This is a genomic window from Rubripirellula reticaptiva (assembly GCF_007860175.1).
GTDB classification, from domain to species: domain Bacteria; phylum Planctomycetota; class Planctomycetia; order Pirellulales; family Pirellulaceae; genus Rubripirellula; species Rubripirellula reticaptiva.
The window spans coordinates 366,964-386,051 of record NZ_SJPX01000005.1; the positions used below are offsets into that span (position 1 = coordinate 366,964).

Genomic DNA, 19,088 nt, shown 5'->3' on the forward strand with positions numbered 1-19,088 from the left:
GCAGCCTTCTTCGTTCGTGAAACACGCAAGCCAGACGCATCCGAGCGATCGGGCTATTCAGGACTTCTTGTACCGAAGGAGAAGTGGGGAACGAAAGAGCGATTTTGCTGCCGTTTATCCGTACGTGCTGTGGAAACTGTCATTTTGGGCGACATCTTTCCACTCCCCTACCTCCCCCTAGCCTTCGCATCCCCCCTGCGTTTTCTCATTGGACAATCTTTTCCGATTATTCGGGTGATGACGCTTCATGATCCGTGCCGATCTTGACGTTGGGCATATCTAGGTGCGCGGTCATTTGGCTGCGCAAGATGGTCTTCGAGAGACACAGATTCAGATCACGAATCTCCGGGGGGAGAATCATGACGTCAAACATTTCGCGCCGACGTTGGCTTCGAACGGTAGCAATCGCAGCTTCGTCGGGCATCTACTTGCCACTTCCGAACGCGATCGCACAGCCACCGAGCGTCAAATCGTCAACGACGGAACTTCGCACCAGCGGGCCCGGCGGGTCTGGGCTGCCGATTCAAAGCCGCGTCTATCGACTCGAAGGCGAAACCAACTCGCCGGTCGTCGTCACCGCAATCGCAGCCGATCCCCGTGGAAAGTGGCTGGCGGTATCGGGTGACGATCACATCATTCGAATTCTTGATACGTCCACGTTTGCGATCGCGCATCAGTTGACCGGGCACCGCGACGTGATTCGAACCTTGGTCTTCGATCCGAACGGCGACAGACTGGTTTCCGCTGGCAACGACGGGCAATTGATCGTTTGGAACTGCAACGATCAGTTTGCACTCAAACAAAAGATGTCTGGCACACCAGCTCTTGCGTGTGTCCGTTTTGCACCAGACGGTCGCGAAATGGCGGCGGTCGGCTTCAATAACGAAATCTATCTGATCGGTCATCCCGATCGAACACGATCGGTTCTAAATTGCCACTGCAACGATTTGCGTGCCGTCGCGTTTCGCGATGATAACACCGTGATCGCAGTCGCTGGACGCAGTGGTGACTTGCACCTATTCGACGTGGGTTCGGGCAACCTGACCAACGAATTTCCGATTCACAAGGGCCGCATCCACGACCTCGTCTTTCATCGCCAAAGCAACACCGTTATCAGTGTCGCCGAGGATGGTGACGTTGCGGTGTTCGATACTCGAGCCCAAAAACTGCGTCACCGCATCGAGGTAACATCGGGAAAACTGTTCACCGCTGCGATCTTGAACAGCCAAATGGTGGCGGTTGCCGGTTCCGACAATGTGATCCGAATCGTCAACACCGACGAAGGCAGAGTCGTCAAGACCCTCGATGGGCACCAGGGCAGCATCAGCACGCTGGCGGCGACAGCAGGTGCGCTCTTTTCGGGCAGCTTTGACGCGACGCTACGGCGTTGGACGATCGCCGACCTTGTGCAACGCGAGCAACGGATCGCCGAAGTTGTTCCGACCGTCGATCGCTGACTCGGGCTGATCGTGATGAGTGAAGACCATACTTTTCTTTCGCACAACTTGTGCGAATGCAAATGGGGCACACGGAGGTGCCGAGCGTGATTTGGAAAGCAAAACGAAAAAGCGATCGAAAACAGACCGTCCGCACCGACGCACTGAAGCGTCGGGCGATTAGCCCGGAACGACTCGAATCGCGCCGACTGTTCGCTGCCGACCCAATCCACGTCGGCGTGGTCTACGTTGAAACCGACTACTTGGAAAGCGACCAAGACGTCGGCGGTGATTCACGTGGCGACAGGTTCATTTTGTCGTTCGGTGGCGGTGCCGAAAATACCGAACTGACCGAACTGCGCATCAACACCGACAAAGACGGCGATGGCCTAAGCATCGGTGATCCGATGTTCGACACCGAACTCGGCGGCCGCGGCAAAAACGGAGCACACGGGTTTCAGATCGTTCGCATGACATCGTCCGATGGTCGGCAAATCAATGCGACCGCCGAAGTCGAAGACGGCGGTCAAGAACTGATACTAAAGCTAACCAACTTCAAAGCCGGCGACCGACTGGAGTTCACCCTCGACGTCGACGAAGTTTTGCGCAATGCAACGGACTTGGCGATATTCAACGATCGTTTGGACGTGATCACGTCGGGACAAGAATTTCAAGACTCACTGTTTGAAGCAACGTTTGACGCGCCGCATTTCGAGACCGCTCACGCCGACGCGATTTTTCTGAACGACTACGGTTCGCCCGATGTTGAATTTGGACTGGACCTTCCACCGGACGAAGGCACTGGGCCGGACAGCCGTCCCAACCGTTCAGCGGCCGCCATTGGCGAAACCAACCAAACCCCCAAACCGATCGAACTGTCGGGTACCGTGTGGGTCGACGACAACCTCGACGCGATTCGTCAGTCGAGCGAACAGACTCTATCCGGCGTCAGCATTGCGTTGTGGAAGCAAGCGGCAAACGGCAGCTATGCCGATACGGGGCTGCGCACAACGACCGACGCCAACGGCCGCTATGTGTTTGCTAAATCGCTGGGCATCCTGCCAGGCGTGTACCGCGTTGTCGAGACTCAGCCCGCCGATCTGCTTAGTGTCGCTTCGATACCAGGAACCGTATCCGGTGCAACCGTTGGTAGCTCGGAAACGAAAGACATTTTGACCGGGATCAACATTCCGCTGGGTGATCTGTCCGCAATCAATTACGACTTTGCCGAAGCGGCTCCTGCCTCGATCGGTGGTTTTGTTTACATCGACACCAACAACAACGGCAGCCGCGATGCTGGCGAAACCGGCATCCCAGGCGTGCGTGTCCAGTTGGTGCCAATCAACACGATCGCGCCGCAGTCGACCCTCAGCGTCACGACCGACGGCAATGGCTCGTACTCGTTCACCGGATTAGCGCCGGGAAGTTATGAAGTCATCGAGGTCAGCCAGCCCGCGGGGCTAAACGACGGCCTGGATACTGCCGGCACGATCGATGGACGCACGGTGGGTTCCGCTGACAATCCCGGCGACCGAATTCACGGGATCGACTTGGGCAGCGGAAGCAACGGGATCGAATACAACTTTGGCGAAACTCCGTTCGGCTCGATCGCCGGTTCGGTCTACTTGGCCGCGCCTGGGCAGGACTGTTTCGCAGATCACGCCGCCGACGACAGCACGCCGATCCCCGGTGTCGAGGTTCTACTGCAAGACGAATTTGGAACGACGATTTCTCGTACCACCACCGGTGCGGACGGCGGCTATCAGTTCAGCGAAATCCCGAACGGCAACTACCGCATCGTCGAGTTTACGCCCAACGGACTGATCGACGGCGGTTCGCATGTCGGCCGGATCAACAACGTGACCGTTGGCACCTCAATCGACGGTGGTTTAATCTCGCAGATCGCGATGACACCAGGTGGCGTCGGCGTGGAATACGATTTTTGCGAAGCCGCACCGGCGACTCTGTCGGGAAAGGTCTACCACGACCATGACGATGACGGCATCATCGACGCCAACGAAGAAGCAATCCCAGCGACCAAAGTAACACTCGTGAATGACGCGGGCCAAGTCGTTGCGACGACCGTCACCGACTCGGCAGGCAAGTACGAGTTTCTTAACTTGATGCCCGGCGAGTACTCGATCGTTGAGTCCCAGCCCGATGGATTCATTGATGGCAAGGACACTGCCGGAACAGTTCGCGGCGTCAAGCGTGGCACCAGCACGGGCGCCGACACATTGGCCGCGATCTACCTGAAACAGGGTGACATCGGCGTCGAATACAACTTTGGCGAAATCCGACCGGCGTCACTATTCGGAAACGTGTTCCTCGACGTGGATGCGGATTGTGAGCGCGACGAAGACGAACTCGTGCTCGAAGGTGTTGAGATTCGATTGCTAGATGCATCCGGCCGCGAAGTGGCGATGACGACCACTGACGCCGACGGAAATTATTCGTTCACGGACTTGGTGCCGGGGACCTACACCGTCGTTGAAACCCAGCCCGACGGATATTTTGAAGGCAACGCAAAACCGGGCAGCGAAGGCGGCACGGTGGTGGACGGCAGCCGCATCGGCAGCATCACGTTGGGATCAGGCGTCGTCGCGGTTGAATACGATTTTTGCGAACGACCACCGGCTGAGATCCGTGGCAACGTGTTCGCGGATACCGACGAAGACATGGTTTTCGATTCCAATGAATCCGGCATCCCGGGCGCACGCGTCGAACTGTACGACGCAACCGGCAAGATGATTGGTTTCACCAACACCGACTCGGCCGGTCACTATCAGTTCACGAACTTGCCGGCCGGCGACTACACGCTGCGCGAAATTCAACCGGCCGGTTGGTTGCAAGGCAGCCAAATGGCGGGCAGCAACGGCGGTGACGATTCGAAACAAGACGTGATCTCGCGAATTCCGATCGGGTGGGGCGAGCGTCTGACTCAGTACAACTTCAGCGAACTCGAATCGGCCAGCATCGCGGGAACCGTATACGTCGATGGCAACGGCGACTGCGTACGTGACGAAAACGAACCGCCTCTTGAGGGTGTAACGATCGAACTGCGCGACGCATCAGGCGACTTCGTGTCTCGCACGGTAACCAACTCGATGGGGCAATACAGTTTCGAAGGCCTGCGTCCCGGACGTTATCAGGTCTTTGAAGAGCAACCCGACGGATACTTCCAAGGCGGTCAAGTTCCCGGCACAGGCGATGGCGAAGTGCTCGGCGAAGACTTGTTGGGCGCGGTGTTGCGATCGGGCGATTCACTGGTGAACTACGATTTCTGCGAACTGCCGCCGGCGTCAATCGGTGGTCGAGTGTGGCAAGAATCAGACCTGAATCGGGTCTACGATGCGGGTGACGTTCCGATCCCAGGTGTGATGGTTGAATTGCTCAATCAGCAGGGCGATGTGCTCGGTCAGACCCAGACTAATGATGCAGGCCATTACCTGTTCGACCATCTTGCGCCGGGCATCTATTCGGTTCGCGAGACTCAGCCGACCGGCCTTTTCCACGGCGGTGAAGTTGTAGGTGATGCGGGCGGACAAATTGGCGGCGACGACCTGTTGGTGGGCATCACACTCACCGGCGGAATGTCGGCGCGCAACTATGACTTCCCCGAAGTCCCACCCGCGCTAATTTCGGGGTATGTGTTCCAAGACGGCGACGCAATTCAAACCAATAACGCCCCCCTGGCGACCGAACTGCGACAATACCGCGACGGGCAATTGACGTCCGACGATACGCTGCTGGCAGGTGTGACGATTGAGCTGCGCACGTTGTTGGGTTTGCCGTTTACCGGCGACCGTGCGCTGCCAGGCGTCTACGGCGATGGCCCAATCCGAACCACGACCGACGCAAACGGATACTACGAATTCACCGGGCTGCGTCCGGGTGTCTATCACGTCTATCAGGTCCAACCGTCCGACTTCATTGACGGTTTGGACACACCGGGCTCGACTGGCGGTGTCGCAGTGAACCCAGCCGATGCAGTGGACGAGAGCGACCGTATCGTCATCCAAACATTGTCACAGAGCGAAGCGTCAAACCCCCACGACGATGCAATTTTAAACGTCATGTTGGTTGGTGGCGGGCAAAGCATAAACAACAACTTCAGCGAAATCGTGATTCGCCCAACGCTGATTGCGCCTCCACAGCCGACCCCCGAAGAACAACCACGTGTGTTCACGCCGATCGAAATTTTCGATCCGCAGATTCGTGTGATGACGTTCGCCAATCCGCTGAACTTCGTGACGCCCGCAGTCGCCTATGACGAGTGGGCGGTATCGTGGCACTTAAGCGTGATCAACGGGGGTTTCCCTCGTGGGACACTCGGCGAAGACGGTTTAATCCAAGGCGTTTCATCCAAGACAACTTCACCGAACTGGATCGAAGGCGACCAGAATCAGGGCCGCTGGACGATTGCGGACAAAGACGGCAACCGAAGCTCAGCGAGTGACAAGTATTCGCTCGGCATGCAGCAGGGTATCGCCCTAGCAGGTGACTTCGACGGCGACGGATCCGACGAAGGAGTCGTATACAAAAACGGTCAATGGTTCGTCGATTTCAACGGCAACGGTAAATGGGACGCCGGCGATCTGTGGATGAAGCTGGGCACCGAACTTGATCGTCCGGTCGTCGGTGACTGGGATGGAGACGGCAAGGACGACATCGGCATCTTCGGTCGTCAATGGAATCGCGACGAACAGAAGATCAAGAAAGATCCAGGCCTTCCCGACCCAGCCAACAAGCGCCGGCGAGAAGTCGATGCTCGATCGCTGGCACAGAAGGACACCGACCCGGGCGACGATCGTAAACGACTGCTCGTTCGCGGCGAGCAAGGATCACTGCGAGCCGATGCTGTGGATCACGTATTCAAGTACGGCGAACAAGTTGATACGCCGATCGCAGGTGACTGGAATGGCGACGGCATTGACCAAATCGCGGTCTTCCGTGGCGGCAACTGGTTGCTAGATGCTGACGGCGACGGACGTTGGACCGATGCCGACGAACGAGTCACGTTTGGACGTCCCGGTGACGAACCAATCGTCGGCGACTTCAACGGCGACGAGATCGACGAGATAGGTGTCGTTCGTGGCGACCTGTGGATCATCGACACCGACGGTGACCGACGGATCACCGGCAACGACACGCAAATCGTGGTGCCACGAACAAGCGAAAACAGTCAACCGGTCGTGGGCGACTTTGACGGCGACGGCACCGACGAACCAGCGTATTACGACGAATCCGCTTAACGGTCAAATTTGCCAGAACCGAGCGGATAGAAAATACCAAAATCGTCATTCAGGCTATTGGTCATTTCCACCAATCGCAATTGGCACGCTCGTTGCATTGTTTGGGCCTCTGTAGTGGCGAGTGTGCCACTTCGACAGACATCAACTCAACGCAGTTAGCTCAGACAAAGGAGGCAAAAACATGTTGAGTACACAATGGCAACCCATGGCAGAAATGAATCGTCTCCGAAACGAAATGGACCGAGTTTTCGGGCGTCACGGAAACGGCAGCGGTAGAGCGACCGCTTTTCCGCCGCTGAATGTTTGGGAAAACGACGATAGCTTGTTCGTTGAAGCCGAACTGCCTGGTTTCGACCTCGATGATTTGGAAATCTACGTTACTGGCGGCAACCACCTTTCGATCGCCGGCGAGCGCAAGCAGCCAGAACACGAAGGCGGCGCATGGCATCGCCAAGAGCGAGCTTTTGGCAAGTTCCGGCGCACGTTGGACCTGCCTGGCGACGTCAATAGTGATGGCGTTGAAGCGAGTTTTTGCAACGGCGTTTTGAAACTTGCGATGCCCAAAGCGGAACAAGTCAAACCACACCGCATCGAAGTGAAAGCAATCTGATCACGGGTGAATCTTAGCCAGTTCGAGTCACAGGTGGCTCGTTCTAGCAGACTCACAATTTTGAAAAAACCAAACACTGGAGGAATAGTCATGAGTCCAACGATGACAACTCCCGAAAAACAGTCCGGTGAAAACGGGAGCCCGGAAACGACCTACCAATCAACGTTCATTCCTCGATTTGACATCTGGGAAGGCGAAGAAGAGTTACTGCTTTACGGCGACTTGCCAGGCGTAAGCGTCGATGACTTGGACATCCGATTCGAGAACCGAGAATTGTCGATTCGCGGCAAGGTTCAACCCCGGCACGAGGGCGAACGCCTGTTGGACGAATACGGCATCGGTGATTTCCATCGTACGTTCACTGTCGGTGAAGCAATCGACGCCGAAAAAATCTCTGCAGAGATGAAACAAGGCGTGCTAGTACTTCACCTGCCGAAGTCCGAAAAACTGAAGCCGCGTCGAATCAAAGTAAAGGCAATCTAATCGGAGTGATGCCTTTTGTCTGACTCGGACGCTCAACGCTCCGTATACCCAATGGCGATGCTTCGCGATCAAGTCTGATCGCGGCATCGCTTTTCGCGGAACATTAGCTGAATTTGCCACAACAACGTTGTGTCTGGTTACTTCTTGGCGAACACTCGCTTCAGTTCATCCAGGCTGGTCAGCCCGCGCGCGACGGTCAAGATTGCTTCGGCTTGAATGCCGCGGTGACCTTCACCCTTAGCGATTTGGCTTAGGCGGCCCATGTCCTGCGTCTGCAGCAATGCTTTGCGTAGCTCTTCGCCTGGCGTCAGCAATTCGAAAATTGCGATACGACCCAGGTACCCTCGTCCGTTGCAAACGTGGCAAGGAATCAGCGGCGCTGGCTTTCCGTTTTCATCGACCTGTTGTTCGATCGGCGGCGGAATGAACGGCCCGTACAACATCGCGACTCGGCCAGCCGGAATGCCCAATTGTTTCAATAGTTGTGGAGGCGGTTCGAAACCCAACTTGCAATTGTCGCATAGTCGGCGAACCAGTTTCTGGCACAACACCGCACCGATCGTCGCGGCGATGTCTTTCGACGAATCACGATAGCGACCAACCAATCGCACCAAACCTTCCATCGCGCTGCCCGCGTTCATCCGCAGGTAGAGTTGTTTTTCGGTGTTCTTGACGTGTTCCAGGCAGGTCTTCATCGATTCAGGTTCCGGTAGTTCCGGAAAGATCAAGACGTCAGGTTCTTTCAATACGGCTTTCAGAACGACTTCGATTTCTGTTTTGCCGGTTTCGCCACCAAAGTAGTTTTGGTTGACGTTGATGATGTCCGGTTCTGGCTTTGTCTCGTCGTCGAATTCTTGGAAGTCACGCACCAAGCGGTCGGCCGCGTTGATCGCGACGCCCCATGTCGTCGTCAATCCTTCACCCTTCGGCGTTGTGATCAAGACGATATTGCCGTGCGCATCGATCTTCTCTTTGAAGACTTCGAACAGTTTGTCTCGCATCCCCAAATCACTCATGCGCTCGAACGGGACTTTCGTCGATTCGATTTTGCACAACACTCGCTCGCCCGTCGCTACGCCTTGCGACTGAGAACTGAGATTGAATTTCTCTTTGGCGACTTTCAAACCCAACTGCCCGCTTTGCGGCGAACGTCGATCGGCCGGATTCATCAGCGACAGTTGCTTCAGGGCGTACAACATCGCGTCGCCGGTTTCGCGATCGATCGGCGGCAATTGTTCCCAGTTGCCGTCGATTTGGTATCGGATCGCACAAGCGTTTTGCGAAAAGTCGAACAAGACATGCGTCGCCCGCGACTGGATTGCGTGAGCAAGTTGGCCGCCAATGATTTGATACCCAGCACCTTGGCGAGTCTGTATCAGCAGAGATTGAGCCTGATTTCGTTCCGCGATCCGCGGTTCAAATTCGACAGGAGCAACTGTTTGCCAGAGTTGGATTTCTTCTTGTGCAGCCATCGCGGCGAGATCGTTTGAAAAGGAAGTAAGTGATTTGAAATACAGAGGCCTAGAATCGCTCGATTCAACGCGTCAAACGCAGCGCCGCCCGACTTCGAATCCGGCCGAACGTACGCATGCAAAAAAACGCGTTACAGAATACCTGGTGCCTTCACATCGATGCCCTTCAGCGCCATCTTCAACGCTTCCTTATTCGGGGCAACCGCGAACGCAGTCGGGCGATCAATCAGTTCATCGTCGATCAGTTGCTTTAGACTCATCGTGAAGTCTTGCATGCCATCTTCGGCACCAATTCGGATCGCGTCGGGCAGCTTATGGTCCTGGCCTTCGAGCACCAGTTTGCGAATCATTGGCGAAAAAGTCATCACTTCGCACGTCGGCACACGCGGCACATCGGGGCGAATCGTCTTTAGCAATTTCTGAGCCACGATGCCTTTCATATTGAACGCGATCGCCGAACGAATTGCTCCGTGCATTTCTTCAGGGAACAAGTCCAAAATCCGCCCGATCGTCGTCGAAGCACTCGACGCGTGAATCGTACCAAACACCAGGTGCCCAGTTTCGGCCGCGTGAATCGCCGTCATGAACGTTTCTTCGTCACGAAGCTCACCGACCAGAATGATGTCGGGGTCTTCTCGCACCGCGTGCTTCATCCCAATCTCGAAATCCAGCACGTCTTGGCCGATTTCGCGTTGGTTGATCAAACACTTGTCTTCGGTATAGATAAATTCGATCGGATCTTCGAGCGTCAAAATGTGTTTGCGGTAGATGCTGTTGATGTAGTTGAGCATCGAACCAATCGTCGTCGACTTGCCCGAACCTGTCACACCGGCCAGCAGCACCATGCCTTGGTCAAAGTGGCAAAGCGTTTCCATGACGGGCGGCAAGTACAGCCCTTTGAAGTCGGGAATGAAGTTGCTGATCCGGCGCGCGACCAAACCGATGTTGCCGAGCGACTTCAGCATGTTGACGCGAAACCGCCATCGGACTCCGTCGACTTGAATGACGTGCGAAAAGTCAGCACCGCCTTCTTGTTCGAAAATCACCAGGTTCCGCTCGTCCATCATCGGCAACAGCAGCCGAACCATTTCTTCCATGTCGATCAGCGGGCGATTAAGCGGCTTCAGCTCACCACGCACACGAACCATCGGCGGCTGGCCGACTTTCAAGTGCAAGTCGGAACCTTCCAGCTTCACCAGGGCTCGGAAAATCTTGTCAACTTCAAGCTCGCCGCGATCCTTCAGCAAGCTCTCTCTCAGCCGTCCTGCGACTGCTTCGGCCGAATTGTCCTGACCGGGCGGTGGGGCGGGGTGAGATTTTTTTTTCGACATGTTCGGAAAATATCGCTGGGAAATCGATCGTTGGAAAACGGCCGCCGCAGCAGCCGAGGCCTATTCTAGGCGATCAAACGACCATAGCGAGACCCAAGCTTTGAAAGCTATTCCAAAACGATGCCGCCGTCGTCGATCGTAAACGGCACAATTGTTTCATCACAGGCGCTGCCGCGGTGTTTGGCGACGCAAAGAGCGCGGCCCATTTTGTTGCCGTCCCGGGTTTTCCCCATCAAAATGATCGTGTTGGCGTTCGAAAGCACGTCCCCAGACTCGATCGGTCGCGAAATCAGGTCATCCAGCATGACTTCGTGGCTGGTGGCCAGAATCGCACAGCCCACCGAATTGTGGTCGTACTGGGCCTGAGTCACTCGATCGGCGTTTTCTCGATACGCCACCCGAAACAGATCTCGAGCCAACCAATCGTGCTCTTTTCGCAAAATTTGCTGGTACACGTACTCGAACAATTCGAATTGAATCGACTGAGCCGCCCGGTCCACCGGCTCGATCCCGTCGATCACGACCCGGCGGACTCCGTGGACAAAGTTGCCATAGAAAAACGCGATCGCTTGGTCTAGTTTCTTGGCTTGTTCGTATTTCCAGCGTCGCCAGCCATCGTCGTCCATGTCAGCCGCCGTGACTCGCCGGCCCGCGTCGCGAAACAGGTGAATAGAGTCGCGGCGTGCCCGGTCTCGATCCCAAACGGCCGCCGCGTCGACTCGGTCCACCAACTCGGCGGCGGTCAATTCCCATCCGAACATGCGATTTGCGTAGTCGCGGTGATTTTGCGAATCGCCCCGCGAGGTCAAATCAAAGAAAACGCCTCGCTCGCCCTCTTGTTCGGCGCCCTGATTGGCAAAACGGATCCCTAACTGAGTCTTACCGATCCCGGTGGCCCCCATCACGACCGTCAACTTGCCAGGCAACAGTCCGCCGCCAAGCATGTCATCAAGTTGAGCAATGCCGGTTTGCAGTCGATTCGTCATGGAAAAGCTTTAGCGTTTAATCGGTTTGGGGAACGGCCGTGCAGCAAAACATTCGCTTGCTTGCCAAAAACAACCATTTCGCCCCTGCAAGGAATAGGCATCGATCCGGTATGCTTCGAGTCACATCACTGTACAAGTTGCTTCCGTTTGCAGATCGCATTCAGACAGCGGCGCGGCATCGAAACACAGGATCGATACGCTGTGCAGACCGTTTTTAATCATCCAGGAGTCAAGATGGCAACCGAGGCACCGATGCTTTTGCCCACGCAGGACGCTCCCCCCATCAAAAACTCAAGCGAAAAGTTGCACGAGTCGCCCGGTCAATTGCCAGTGCAAAACAGTGAAAGTCCGCCGCGCAACGACGAGTCGGTCGAGAAATCAGCCGACGACAAGTTGACTCCCGTCGGGCACACGATGGCCGCAATCCGGAAGGATTACCTGGTCTTCTTTATCTCGCTGCATGCTCTGTGTTTGCTAGCCCTGCTGCCGTACTTCTTTTCGTGGGCAGGCGTCGCAGCGTTCGTGGTTGGCGTGGTCGTGTTTGGCCAGATGGCGATTCCGATCGGCTATCACCGAATGCTGTCGCACCGCAGTTTCAAGTCGCCCAAGTGGTTCGAACGATCGCTCGTGACTTTGGCGATGTGTACGGCCCAAGAAACGCCCGCGCACTGGGTAGCCTGGCACCGCATGCACCACTCGCACAGCGACCACAAAGACGATCCGCACTCGCCACGAATCAGTTTCCTGTGGGCTCACGTCCAGTGGTTGGTTCACGAGTCACGCACGCCGCTGGCCACATTCGCGATGTACGAAAAATACGCTCGCGATATCCTGGCAGACCCCTACTATCGTTGGCTCGAAAAACTGCCAATCGCCGCGGGCATCTTCTACTTTGCTCACGCGATTCTTTACGCGATCATCGCCAACGTGGCTTGCTTGGCGATCTATGGCAACACGCCCGAAGCGTACCGAATGGCGGCCAGCCTGTTTGTTTGGGGCGTGATCGTGCGAACCGTTTGGGTTTGGCACATCACGTGGGCCGTCAACTCGCTTACCCACGTGTTCGGTTATCGCAACTACGAAACCACCGATGACAGCCGCAACAATTGGTTCGTCACGCTGCTGACCGCCGGCGAAGGATGGCACAATAACCACCACGCCGACCCGGCCAGTGCGTCAGTACAACACAGGTGGTGGGAAATTGACGTAAACTATTACACGATTCGATTGTTTGGTGTTCTTGGACTGGCGTCCGACATCATCCAGCCACGTCACATCCGACAAGCTCAAGCGGCGGCGGCCAGAGAAAAAGCATCCAGTGCAAAGGCCTCTCGTTAGCCTGATCGTTTGGCCCGTTTCGAGCGAACTTCGCAGCTTCGCCTAGAACGTCGATTGGAACGTCGATCGAACACGGGCTGATCCACTTACGGGCTGATCCATTGCAACGAACTGCGCCATTGTTTTCCTGCTCTGCCCTGCCAAGCCTATTGGCGATCGGCGGACTCGTCATCGCATTGTCGGCGACAGGATGCCGCCCCGCGATCGACGATGGCATCCAGTTTTCGGATGACTTGCAAAGTCAATCTCAGCCGATCGATGACTTCTCGCAACTTTTGTTCATTGCCGCCGATGGGCAACCGATCAACCTGGTCGGGCAAATGAAACAGAAGTACGCGGTCCTGGTGGTGACTCGCGGTTGGACCGGCGCGATCTGTTTGTACTGCGCTTCGCAAACATCCAAGTGGGCACGCCGCTTTGACGAACTTGAACCCTACGACGCTGAACTCTTTGTGGTCTTTCCCACCGAGACGGCCGGCGACGCAAAGCTGGTCGAAGAACTGCAAAAGAAGATCACCACAGGCCCCATCGAAAATGACTCCATTCCTTTTCCGATCCTGTTGGATATCGATCTAAAATCCGTCGACCAATTGGGAATTCGTGACGAGTTGGCGAAACCGGCCACGTACATCATCGATCGCCAGGGACGCGTGCGGTTTGCTTATGTCGGTCAATCGATCGCGGACCGACCGTCGGTTGACGCAGTCCTAAAACAACTGTCACGGATGACCGATTGAGCGACGTGATCCCAAGCCAAACCTTTGTCCGCAAGTGTGTCGAGCTTCAGTTTCTGAAACCCGACCAAGCCGACGAAACCCTTGCCGAAGCCGTGTCCAGCCAGACGGCCGTCGAAACGTTAGTCGTGCGCCGCGGATGGATGACACCGGAATTGGTGGACATTGTCGTATCGCTTTGCAATCCGACTGAAATTGCGCCGGGCTACGAACTGCTAGACGTGCTTGGCCGAGGCGGCATGGGCGTCGTCTATCGAGCACGGCAACTCGACTTGAACCGGATCGTTGCGATCAAAACCATCTTGCTGTCCAGCATGTCGAACCCGAACGTGGCTAAGCGATTTGAGCGTGAAGCAATGGCAATCGCGCGGCTACAACATCCCGGTATCGTCCAAGCATGGAACTTTGGCCAACACAATCACCGATACTACTTGGCCATGGAGTTCGTGGACGGTCAATCGTGCGATCAGATCATCAGCGGTGGACGCCGACTATCGCCGAAGATTGCTTGGAGTTACGTCCGTCAGGTTGCCGCTGGTTTATTGCACGCGCATTCGCAAGGCGTGATCCACCGTGACATCAAGCCTGCAAATTTATTAGCAACTACGCCACCGGAAGGCTCGTCACTGCCACCGGGCGCAAAGGTGATCAAGATCGCCGACTTTGGTTTGGCAGTCCTAGCTGACAACGACTCGCTTGAAAGTCGCATCACGACCGACAATGCACTGGTGGGCAGCCCGGCCTACATGTCGCCCGAGCAATTCGGCGGCGAGGACGTTGATTTCCGCAGCGATATCTATTCACTTGGCGTGACGGCGCTAAACCTGTTGACAGGACAGACTCCGTTTGCGGCCAAAAGCCTGGTTCAACTGGCTGGAATGAAGAAGACCGGCTTGGCGATCGACGATCCGCAATTGGCAAGCCTACCCAGTGATCAAGCCGATTTGATTCGCACCATGATCGCGCCGACGCCAAACGATCGCCCGCAAAGCTACCGTGACTTGATCGACCGAATCGAACAATTGCAGGTCGCCGATTGGCCCCAGTCGTCACCCACCACTGCGGCAATGACCGAGACGCTGCAGTTTGATTCAAGTGATGATTTTTCCACCCTTTCATTTACGACCACTCCACTCAGTGACGCAGAAAGCCAACCGACGATTCAACTGAACAACTCCGACCGGCCACCACGTGGAAAGCGTCGATCGCGAATTTGGATTGGACTGATTGCCGTTGGGATCGCCGGGTCGTTAGCGGCATGTATGCTGACCTGGATGCCATGGAACGAAACCGGCGATCGGTCGTTCACAAAAGTCACGACGGTGTTGCCGTTATTCGATGGAGTGACTTTGGCGGGCTGGGACGTCGGCGGCACGATGGTCGGGGCTTGGAATGTGGTCGAGTCGCCCGACGATTCAACCAGCATCGCATGCTTGGCCCGTCGTGGTGCCATCACGCGCCGGTTGCCACAGTGGCCACATCAACGGATCAGTTTGTTTGTTTACCTTTCGGAATCAGACGACGACTCAGATTCCGAATCTACCACCACTGCCGACATTGATTTCGGGTTCCAAGGCGCCGGCGCCACAGTCCCCCATCCTACGTTTCGCGTCACTGACAAGATGATCGCACTTGGATTGAAAAAAGGCGATTTTGGCGACTTCGAATCTTGGCACCAACGGCGGGCGCCCAACTCGATCCATGATCGCTACCACGTGATCGACATCGAACGCCAAGATAGTGATTGGTACGTGTTCTTTGAACAACAATTCATCGGAACGCTGCCGATCGACGATTCCGATAACGTCGAAAATCAATCCGGCCAAGGTATGCTGCGTTTGGTGGTGACCGATAACGATCCCGATCAACCGAAAGTGCATTTCGCAGATCTGCAATCAAGCCAATTGGCTGCCACAATCAATACAGCTACAGGCGACGTGACAAAAAATCCTGAATAGCCTATTTCACTTCCTTCCAAGACCTCGATCCTATGTCCGACCCCCAAAACACATCTCTTCCTGTCGGGTCTCAACCCGCCGACGTGCCTTCGTTCGGTTGTATCGTTTACGTTCGCGCGAATCCTGCGGGCGGTGTGATCGCGCGAGTTGCCAACCTCGACGGCATCGAGATCGCGGGATCGACCGAGCGCGACGTGCTCTCTCGAATTGTTCCCCAATTCAAAAAGAAAATCCAAGACCACATGGCCGCCGATAAACCGATCCCGTGGACCGAACCGCCAGCGGCGATGACCGAAGGTGAACAGAAGCGTTTTCTGCCGATGCATCTTTAAAAAAGCAAGCGACTGGTTCGCCAATTCCTGAAGTCTCCGCCGCGCTGCCTTACCGACTTCGGCGATCCAGAAATTTCAATTCGCGGTACAGCGTTTCGACATGCGGCATGGTGAAACCGACTGCTTTAGCCGCACGAATCGGGTTGCCTAGGATTGCTTCGACTTCCATCGGTCGTTTCGCCAAGAAATCCAACCGCATGCTGCTGTCGTACGGCACCATTTCTTTGGTCACATCAATCGTCGCTGCGATTGCTTTCTCGGCGACGTTCACGCCGCATGCCGCAGCCGCAGCGTGGACTTCGCGGACAATGGTCTCGGCAAGTTCTAACGCGTCGGGATCGTCAACGATTTCCTTGGTTGATGCGTTCAGCGCTACCGACAACCCGTTAAAAGGAATGTTCCACATCAACTTTTTCCATCGCGTCATCGGCAGATTGCCAGTCGCGTGCGCGTCGATTCCCGCCGAAACCATTTCGTCGGCAATCCGCTGAACCCTCGGTGTCACGTCGATCGCATGATCACCGTATTCACCGAACACGACACGTCCTTGATCGACATGTTTGATGTGCCCTGGACCAACTTTGTTGCTGCACAAAAAGCAGCAACCACCCAGCACACGTTCGGGACCGACCACCGCAGCAGTATCAGCTTCGCTATGAAGACCGTTTTGCAGAACCAATACCACACCGCCTTCGCGCGTTGGCGACGGCAGGAGATCTTTCAACAGTCCGTTCTTGGTCGTCTTCAGCCCTACGATCGTCACATCGCAAGGTGGCATTGTTTCCACCGATGCGTGGGCGTGCACATCTTGCAAGTGAAAGTCACCCAGCCTTGTGTCAACTCGCAAACCGTTCGCTACGACGTGGTCGTAATCACGATTCAACAAGAAATGGACTTCGAAACCAGCACGAGCCAGAAGGCCGCCGTAGAGTCCGCCAAGTGCGCCTGCACCAACCACCGCATATCGTTGTTTTTCCATAGGTGGAAGTATAACGACGCTGTAAAGATTGTTCAGCCGGGATAGACGCCCAGCCTAAGAAATCACTCTGCACGAATTCACCGATACGCAGACAGACTTTCTCGATGTCTGGATCATCAAGCGAAAACGAACTTCTGGATTTGATCAATCGAGGCTTGCGTTTCTGCCACGGTTCGCACCGGTGGAATCTGTTGCAAAAAATCGCCTGGCAAACAACGCGACGCCAAGAAGCTCGCCGTGCGTTCAAATTCAGCGTCTCGGAACGCTTCCGCCTTTTGATACGAAGGGCTGGGCAAGATCGAATCGGTAAGTGCGGACACCACCGCTCGCCAATCGGACAAGACATGCGCGTCGGCATCGATATATGGCGCTCGTCCATATTGGCACTCGTACGCGTCCAGCACACTCTCGCGCCATGACTGAGGGGTCGTGGTCAACGTAGGATCAGCAATCTCGATCTCGATCAGATCAATGATCTCACAAAAGATTGCATCAATCGCAGCTTCCCAAATCGCAGCTGGCGGCAGAGCTTGACGAGTCGTCAACAAGCATCCGGCGATCTGATCCAGCAGCCAGATCCGTTGCTCGACATCCCACATGTCGAAAGCATCGATTCCGTACCGCCAAGTTTCGGCCTCACCCCGAAACTCCTCGATCAAGTGATCTAGCATCATGCCAAGTCCGCCACGAACCAAGTCCGCTTCGGCGTCTCTTAACGTTCTCAACCCATCAACTGTTGGCCACATCGGTTTTTGCTCCTTCGTATCCGAACGCTACTGCTGAATCGAACGATCCTTTTGACGACCGTAAATGCAGCCGGCCGCAACAATCGCAAGCCCCGGAACAGCCGGAGCCCGCATTCGCACGTTGCTCCAATAAACCGCGTGAACCGCGGACAAAGTCAACAACATCGATAAGATTGCCCAACCCAGCACCGAATGCAAGCAGATTTCGCATTTCCGCAATCGCCACACCCCGACTACCACCATCCCATAGAATATTGAAAAGTAGATTCCTACCGCTAAGGTCGAAATTGCCGACCGCTGAGAGGTCACGTGGGGCAGTGGTTTCCACATTCGCCACAAACGCGAAAAACATGACCGAACAAAAGTCACCGGTTGGCGGCGGATCAGTGCTTTCGCCGCCGACATCGCCAACCGGTCGTCATCGATCTCCGATGCATCCGGTGGGAACAGAGCGTCGCCGGCGTCAGACCAATCTCGTTCCCAAAATTCCTCAGTCGTTGGATCGCCCTGATAGCGATGCGAGTAAGCATCAAAAAAGGACTGAGGATCCCATGCCTGACCGCTATTGTTGGACTGCAAATGGCGATAGTACATGGGGTTGTTAGCCAGCAATAATGTGTAACCACCATGCGTTGTTGCCCAAACGGGATGCCCCACCACTTGTTGGTTTCGAAACATCCATCCAGCCATCGTGATCCCGATGACTCCGGCTATCGCGAACACGGGCGTCCATGGCCATTCCTGGTCGCGGCGACGCATGGCCCGAAACGCCATCCAAGCTAGCCCCAGCACGATAAGCGCAGCCCAAACCAAAAACGTCGGACGACACAGATATGCCAAAGCCAACAACGTTCCAATCGCCAAACTGCGTTTCAAAGAAAAGCCCCAGCGCGCTGCGACGGCAATCTGCCAAAGCACTGCTGATACGATTGCACCTGCCATCGTTTCGGTCATCACAACGGTCGACTGTTGCAACAGAATGGGATCGACAATGACTAGCACCGCAGCGAACCACGCGACTCGGCGATCTGACGAAAACGACATCGTTGCTAAGTAAATGAAAACGGCCGTTGCCGATCCCAATAACACGTGCAGTACTGCGATCGGCACAACGTCCGGCGTCGTCCATGACAACACATACGGGTACAGCGGCGGCCGAAATGCGATCGAACGAACTTCGCCATCGGGGCCAGTCAAGCCAAACACACCGGACTGAATTATCGTTTTTGCGATTGCCCGGTACGCATCCGGGTCGTCGCGAAGGTCAGCCAACGACACCGCTGAAACCGTCGCTCGCACGAAAAGAGCCAGCACGAAAACAGCGAGAATCGACTTGCTCTGGCTGAGCGTTTTCTGCCACCGCTCGTCATGCGAAGCCTGACTTGCCATCATCACCGATTACCAAACGCCGTATTTACGATTCTCACT

General features: G+C 55.6%; 15 protein-coding genes. 8 read left to right on the forward strand and 7 right to left on the reverse strand.

Going from position 1 to position 19,088, the window contains the following annotated elements:
- Positions 1–226: 226 nt before the first annotated feature.
- Positions 227–361: a hypothetical protein gene (locus Poly59_RS30450; RefSeq protein WP_261343538.1), complete on the reverse strand. Its 135-nt coding sequence runs from the start codon at positions 359–361 to the stop codon at positions 227–229.
- Between Poly59_RS30450 and Poly59_RS22500 the strand changes: the two genes are divergently transcribed.
- From Poly59_RS22500 to Poly59_RS22515, 4 genes are all read left to right on the forward strand, one after another.
- Complete coding sequence (locus Poly59_RS22500) at positions 360–1,457, forward strand: WD40 repeat domain-containing protein (RefSeq protein ID WP_146536361.1); 1,098 nt, start codon at positions 360–362, stop codon at positions 1,455–1,457. The two genes, Poly59_RS30450 and Poly59_RS22500, sit on opposite strands and share 2 nt — an antisense overlap.
- Before the next feature lie 62 nt (positions 1,458–1,519).
- Entirely contained in the window at positions 1,520–6,691 is a 5,172-nt protein-coding gene (locus Poly59_RS22505) for an SdrD B-like domain-containing protein (protein WP_390621528.1), read from the forward strand.
- Between the two features lie 181 nt (positions 6,692–6,872).
- Positions 6,873–7,301 (forward strand): Hsp20/alpha crystallin family protein, encoded by a 429-nt coding sequence (locus Poly59_RS22510; protein WP_146536362.1) that lies wholly within the window; start codon positions 6,873–6,875, stop codon positions 7,299–7,301.
- Positions 7,302–7,391: 90 nt separating this feature from the next.
- Positions 7,392–7,784: an Hsp20/alpha crystallin family protein gene (locus Poly59_RS22515; protein WP_146536363.1), complete on the forward strand. Its 393-nt coding sequence runs from the start codon at positions 7,392–7,394 to the stop codon at positions 7,782–7,784.
- Positions 7,785–7,921: 137 nt separating this feature from the next.
- Here Poly59_RS22515 and Poly59_RS22520 read toward each other — a convergent pair whose 3' ends face one another.
- From Poly59_RS22520 to Poly59_RS22530, 3 genes are all read right to left on the reverse strand, one after another.
- Positions 7,922–9,256, reverse strand: a complete 1,335-nt coding sequence (locus Poly59_RS22520) for an ATPase, T2SS/T4P/T4SS family (protein ID WP_146536364.1) — start codon at positions 9,254–9,256, stop codon at positions 7,922–7,924.
- Positions 9,257–9,387: 131 nt separating this feature from the next.
- The gene (locus Poly59_RS22525) at positions 9,388–10,587 is read right to left on the reverse strand and encodes a type IV pilus twitching motility protein PilT (RefSeq protein ID WP_146536365.1); all 1,200 of its coding nucleotides are present in this window, start codon (positions 10,585–10,587) and stop codon (positions 9,388–9,390) included.
- Positions 10,588–10,694: 107 nt separating this feature from the next.
- Positions 10,695–11,573 carry an RAD55 family ATPase gene (locus tag Poly59_RS22530; protein ID WP_146536366.1) on the reverse strand — a complete coding sequence of 293 codons (879 nt, stop codon included), beginning with the start codon at positions 11,571–11,573 and terminating at the stop codon, positions 10,695–10,697.
- Between the two features lie 252 nt (positions 11,574–11,825).
- Between Poly59_RS22530 and Poly59_RS22535 the strand changes: the two genes are divergently transcribed.
- The 4 genes from Poly59_RS22535 to Poly59_RS22550 all read left to right on the forward strand — a co-directional run bounded on the left by Poly59_RS22535 (position 11,826) and on the right by Poly59_RS22550 (position 15,935).
- Complete coding sequence (locus tag Poly59_RS22535) at positions 11,826–12,911, forward strand: acyl-CoA desaturase (RefSeq protein ID WP_246151862.1); 1,086 nt, start codon at positions 11,826–11,828, stop codon at positions 12,909–12,911.
- A gap of 119 nt (positions 12,912–13,030) precedes the next feature.
- Positions 13,031–13,648, forward strand: coding sequence for a peroxiredoxin family protein (locus Poly59_RS22540; protein ID WP_186776454.1), 618 nt, complete (start codon positions 13,031–13,033; stop codon positions 13,646–13,648).
- Between the two features lie 5 nt (positions 13,649–13,653).
- Positions 13,654–15,603, forward strand: a complete 1,950-nt coding sequence (locus tag Poly59_RS22545) for a serine/threonine-protein kinase (protein ID WP_246151929.1) — start codon at positions 13,654–13,656, stop codon at positions 15,601–15,603.
- 32 nt (positions 15,604–15,635) lie between these two features.
- Positions 15,636–15,935 carry a hypothetical protein gene (locus Poly59_RS22550; RefSeq protein ID WP_146536369.1) on the forward strand — a complete coding sequence of 100 codons (300 nt, stop codon included), beginning with the start codon at positions 15,636–15,638 and terminating at the stop codon, positions 15,933–15,935.
- Between the two features lie 49 nt (positions 15,936–15,984).
- Here Poly59_RS22550 and Poly59_RS22555 read toward each other — a convergent pair whose 3' ends face one another.
- The 3 genes from Poly59_RS22555 to Poly59_RS22565 all read right to left on the reverse strand — a co-directional run bounded on the left by Poly59_RS22555 (position 15,985) and on the right by Poly59_RS22565 (position 19,052).
- Entirely contained in the window at positions 15,985–16,914 is a 930-nt protein-coding gene (locus Poly59_RS22555; protein WP_146536370.1) for a putative 2-dehydropantoate 2-reductase, read from the reverse strand.
- A 116-nt stretch (positions 16,915–17,030) separates the two neighbouring features.
- Positions 17,031–17,660 carry a hypothetical protein gene (locus tag Poly59_RS22560; RefSeq protein ID WP_146536371.1) on the reverse strand — a complete coding sequence of 210 codons (630 nt, stop codon included), beginning with the start codon at positions 17,658–17,660 and terminating at the stop codon, positions 17,031–17,033.
- Positions 17,661–17,687: 27 nt separating this feature from the next.
- On the reverse strand, positions 17,688–19,052 hold the full coding sequence (locus Poly59_RS22565) for an ArnT family glycosyltransferase (RefSeq protein WP_146536372.1): 1,365 nt from the start codon (positions 19,050–19,052) through the stop codon (positions 17,688–17,690).
- Between the last annotated feature and the right edge of the window lie 36 nt (positions 19,053–19,088).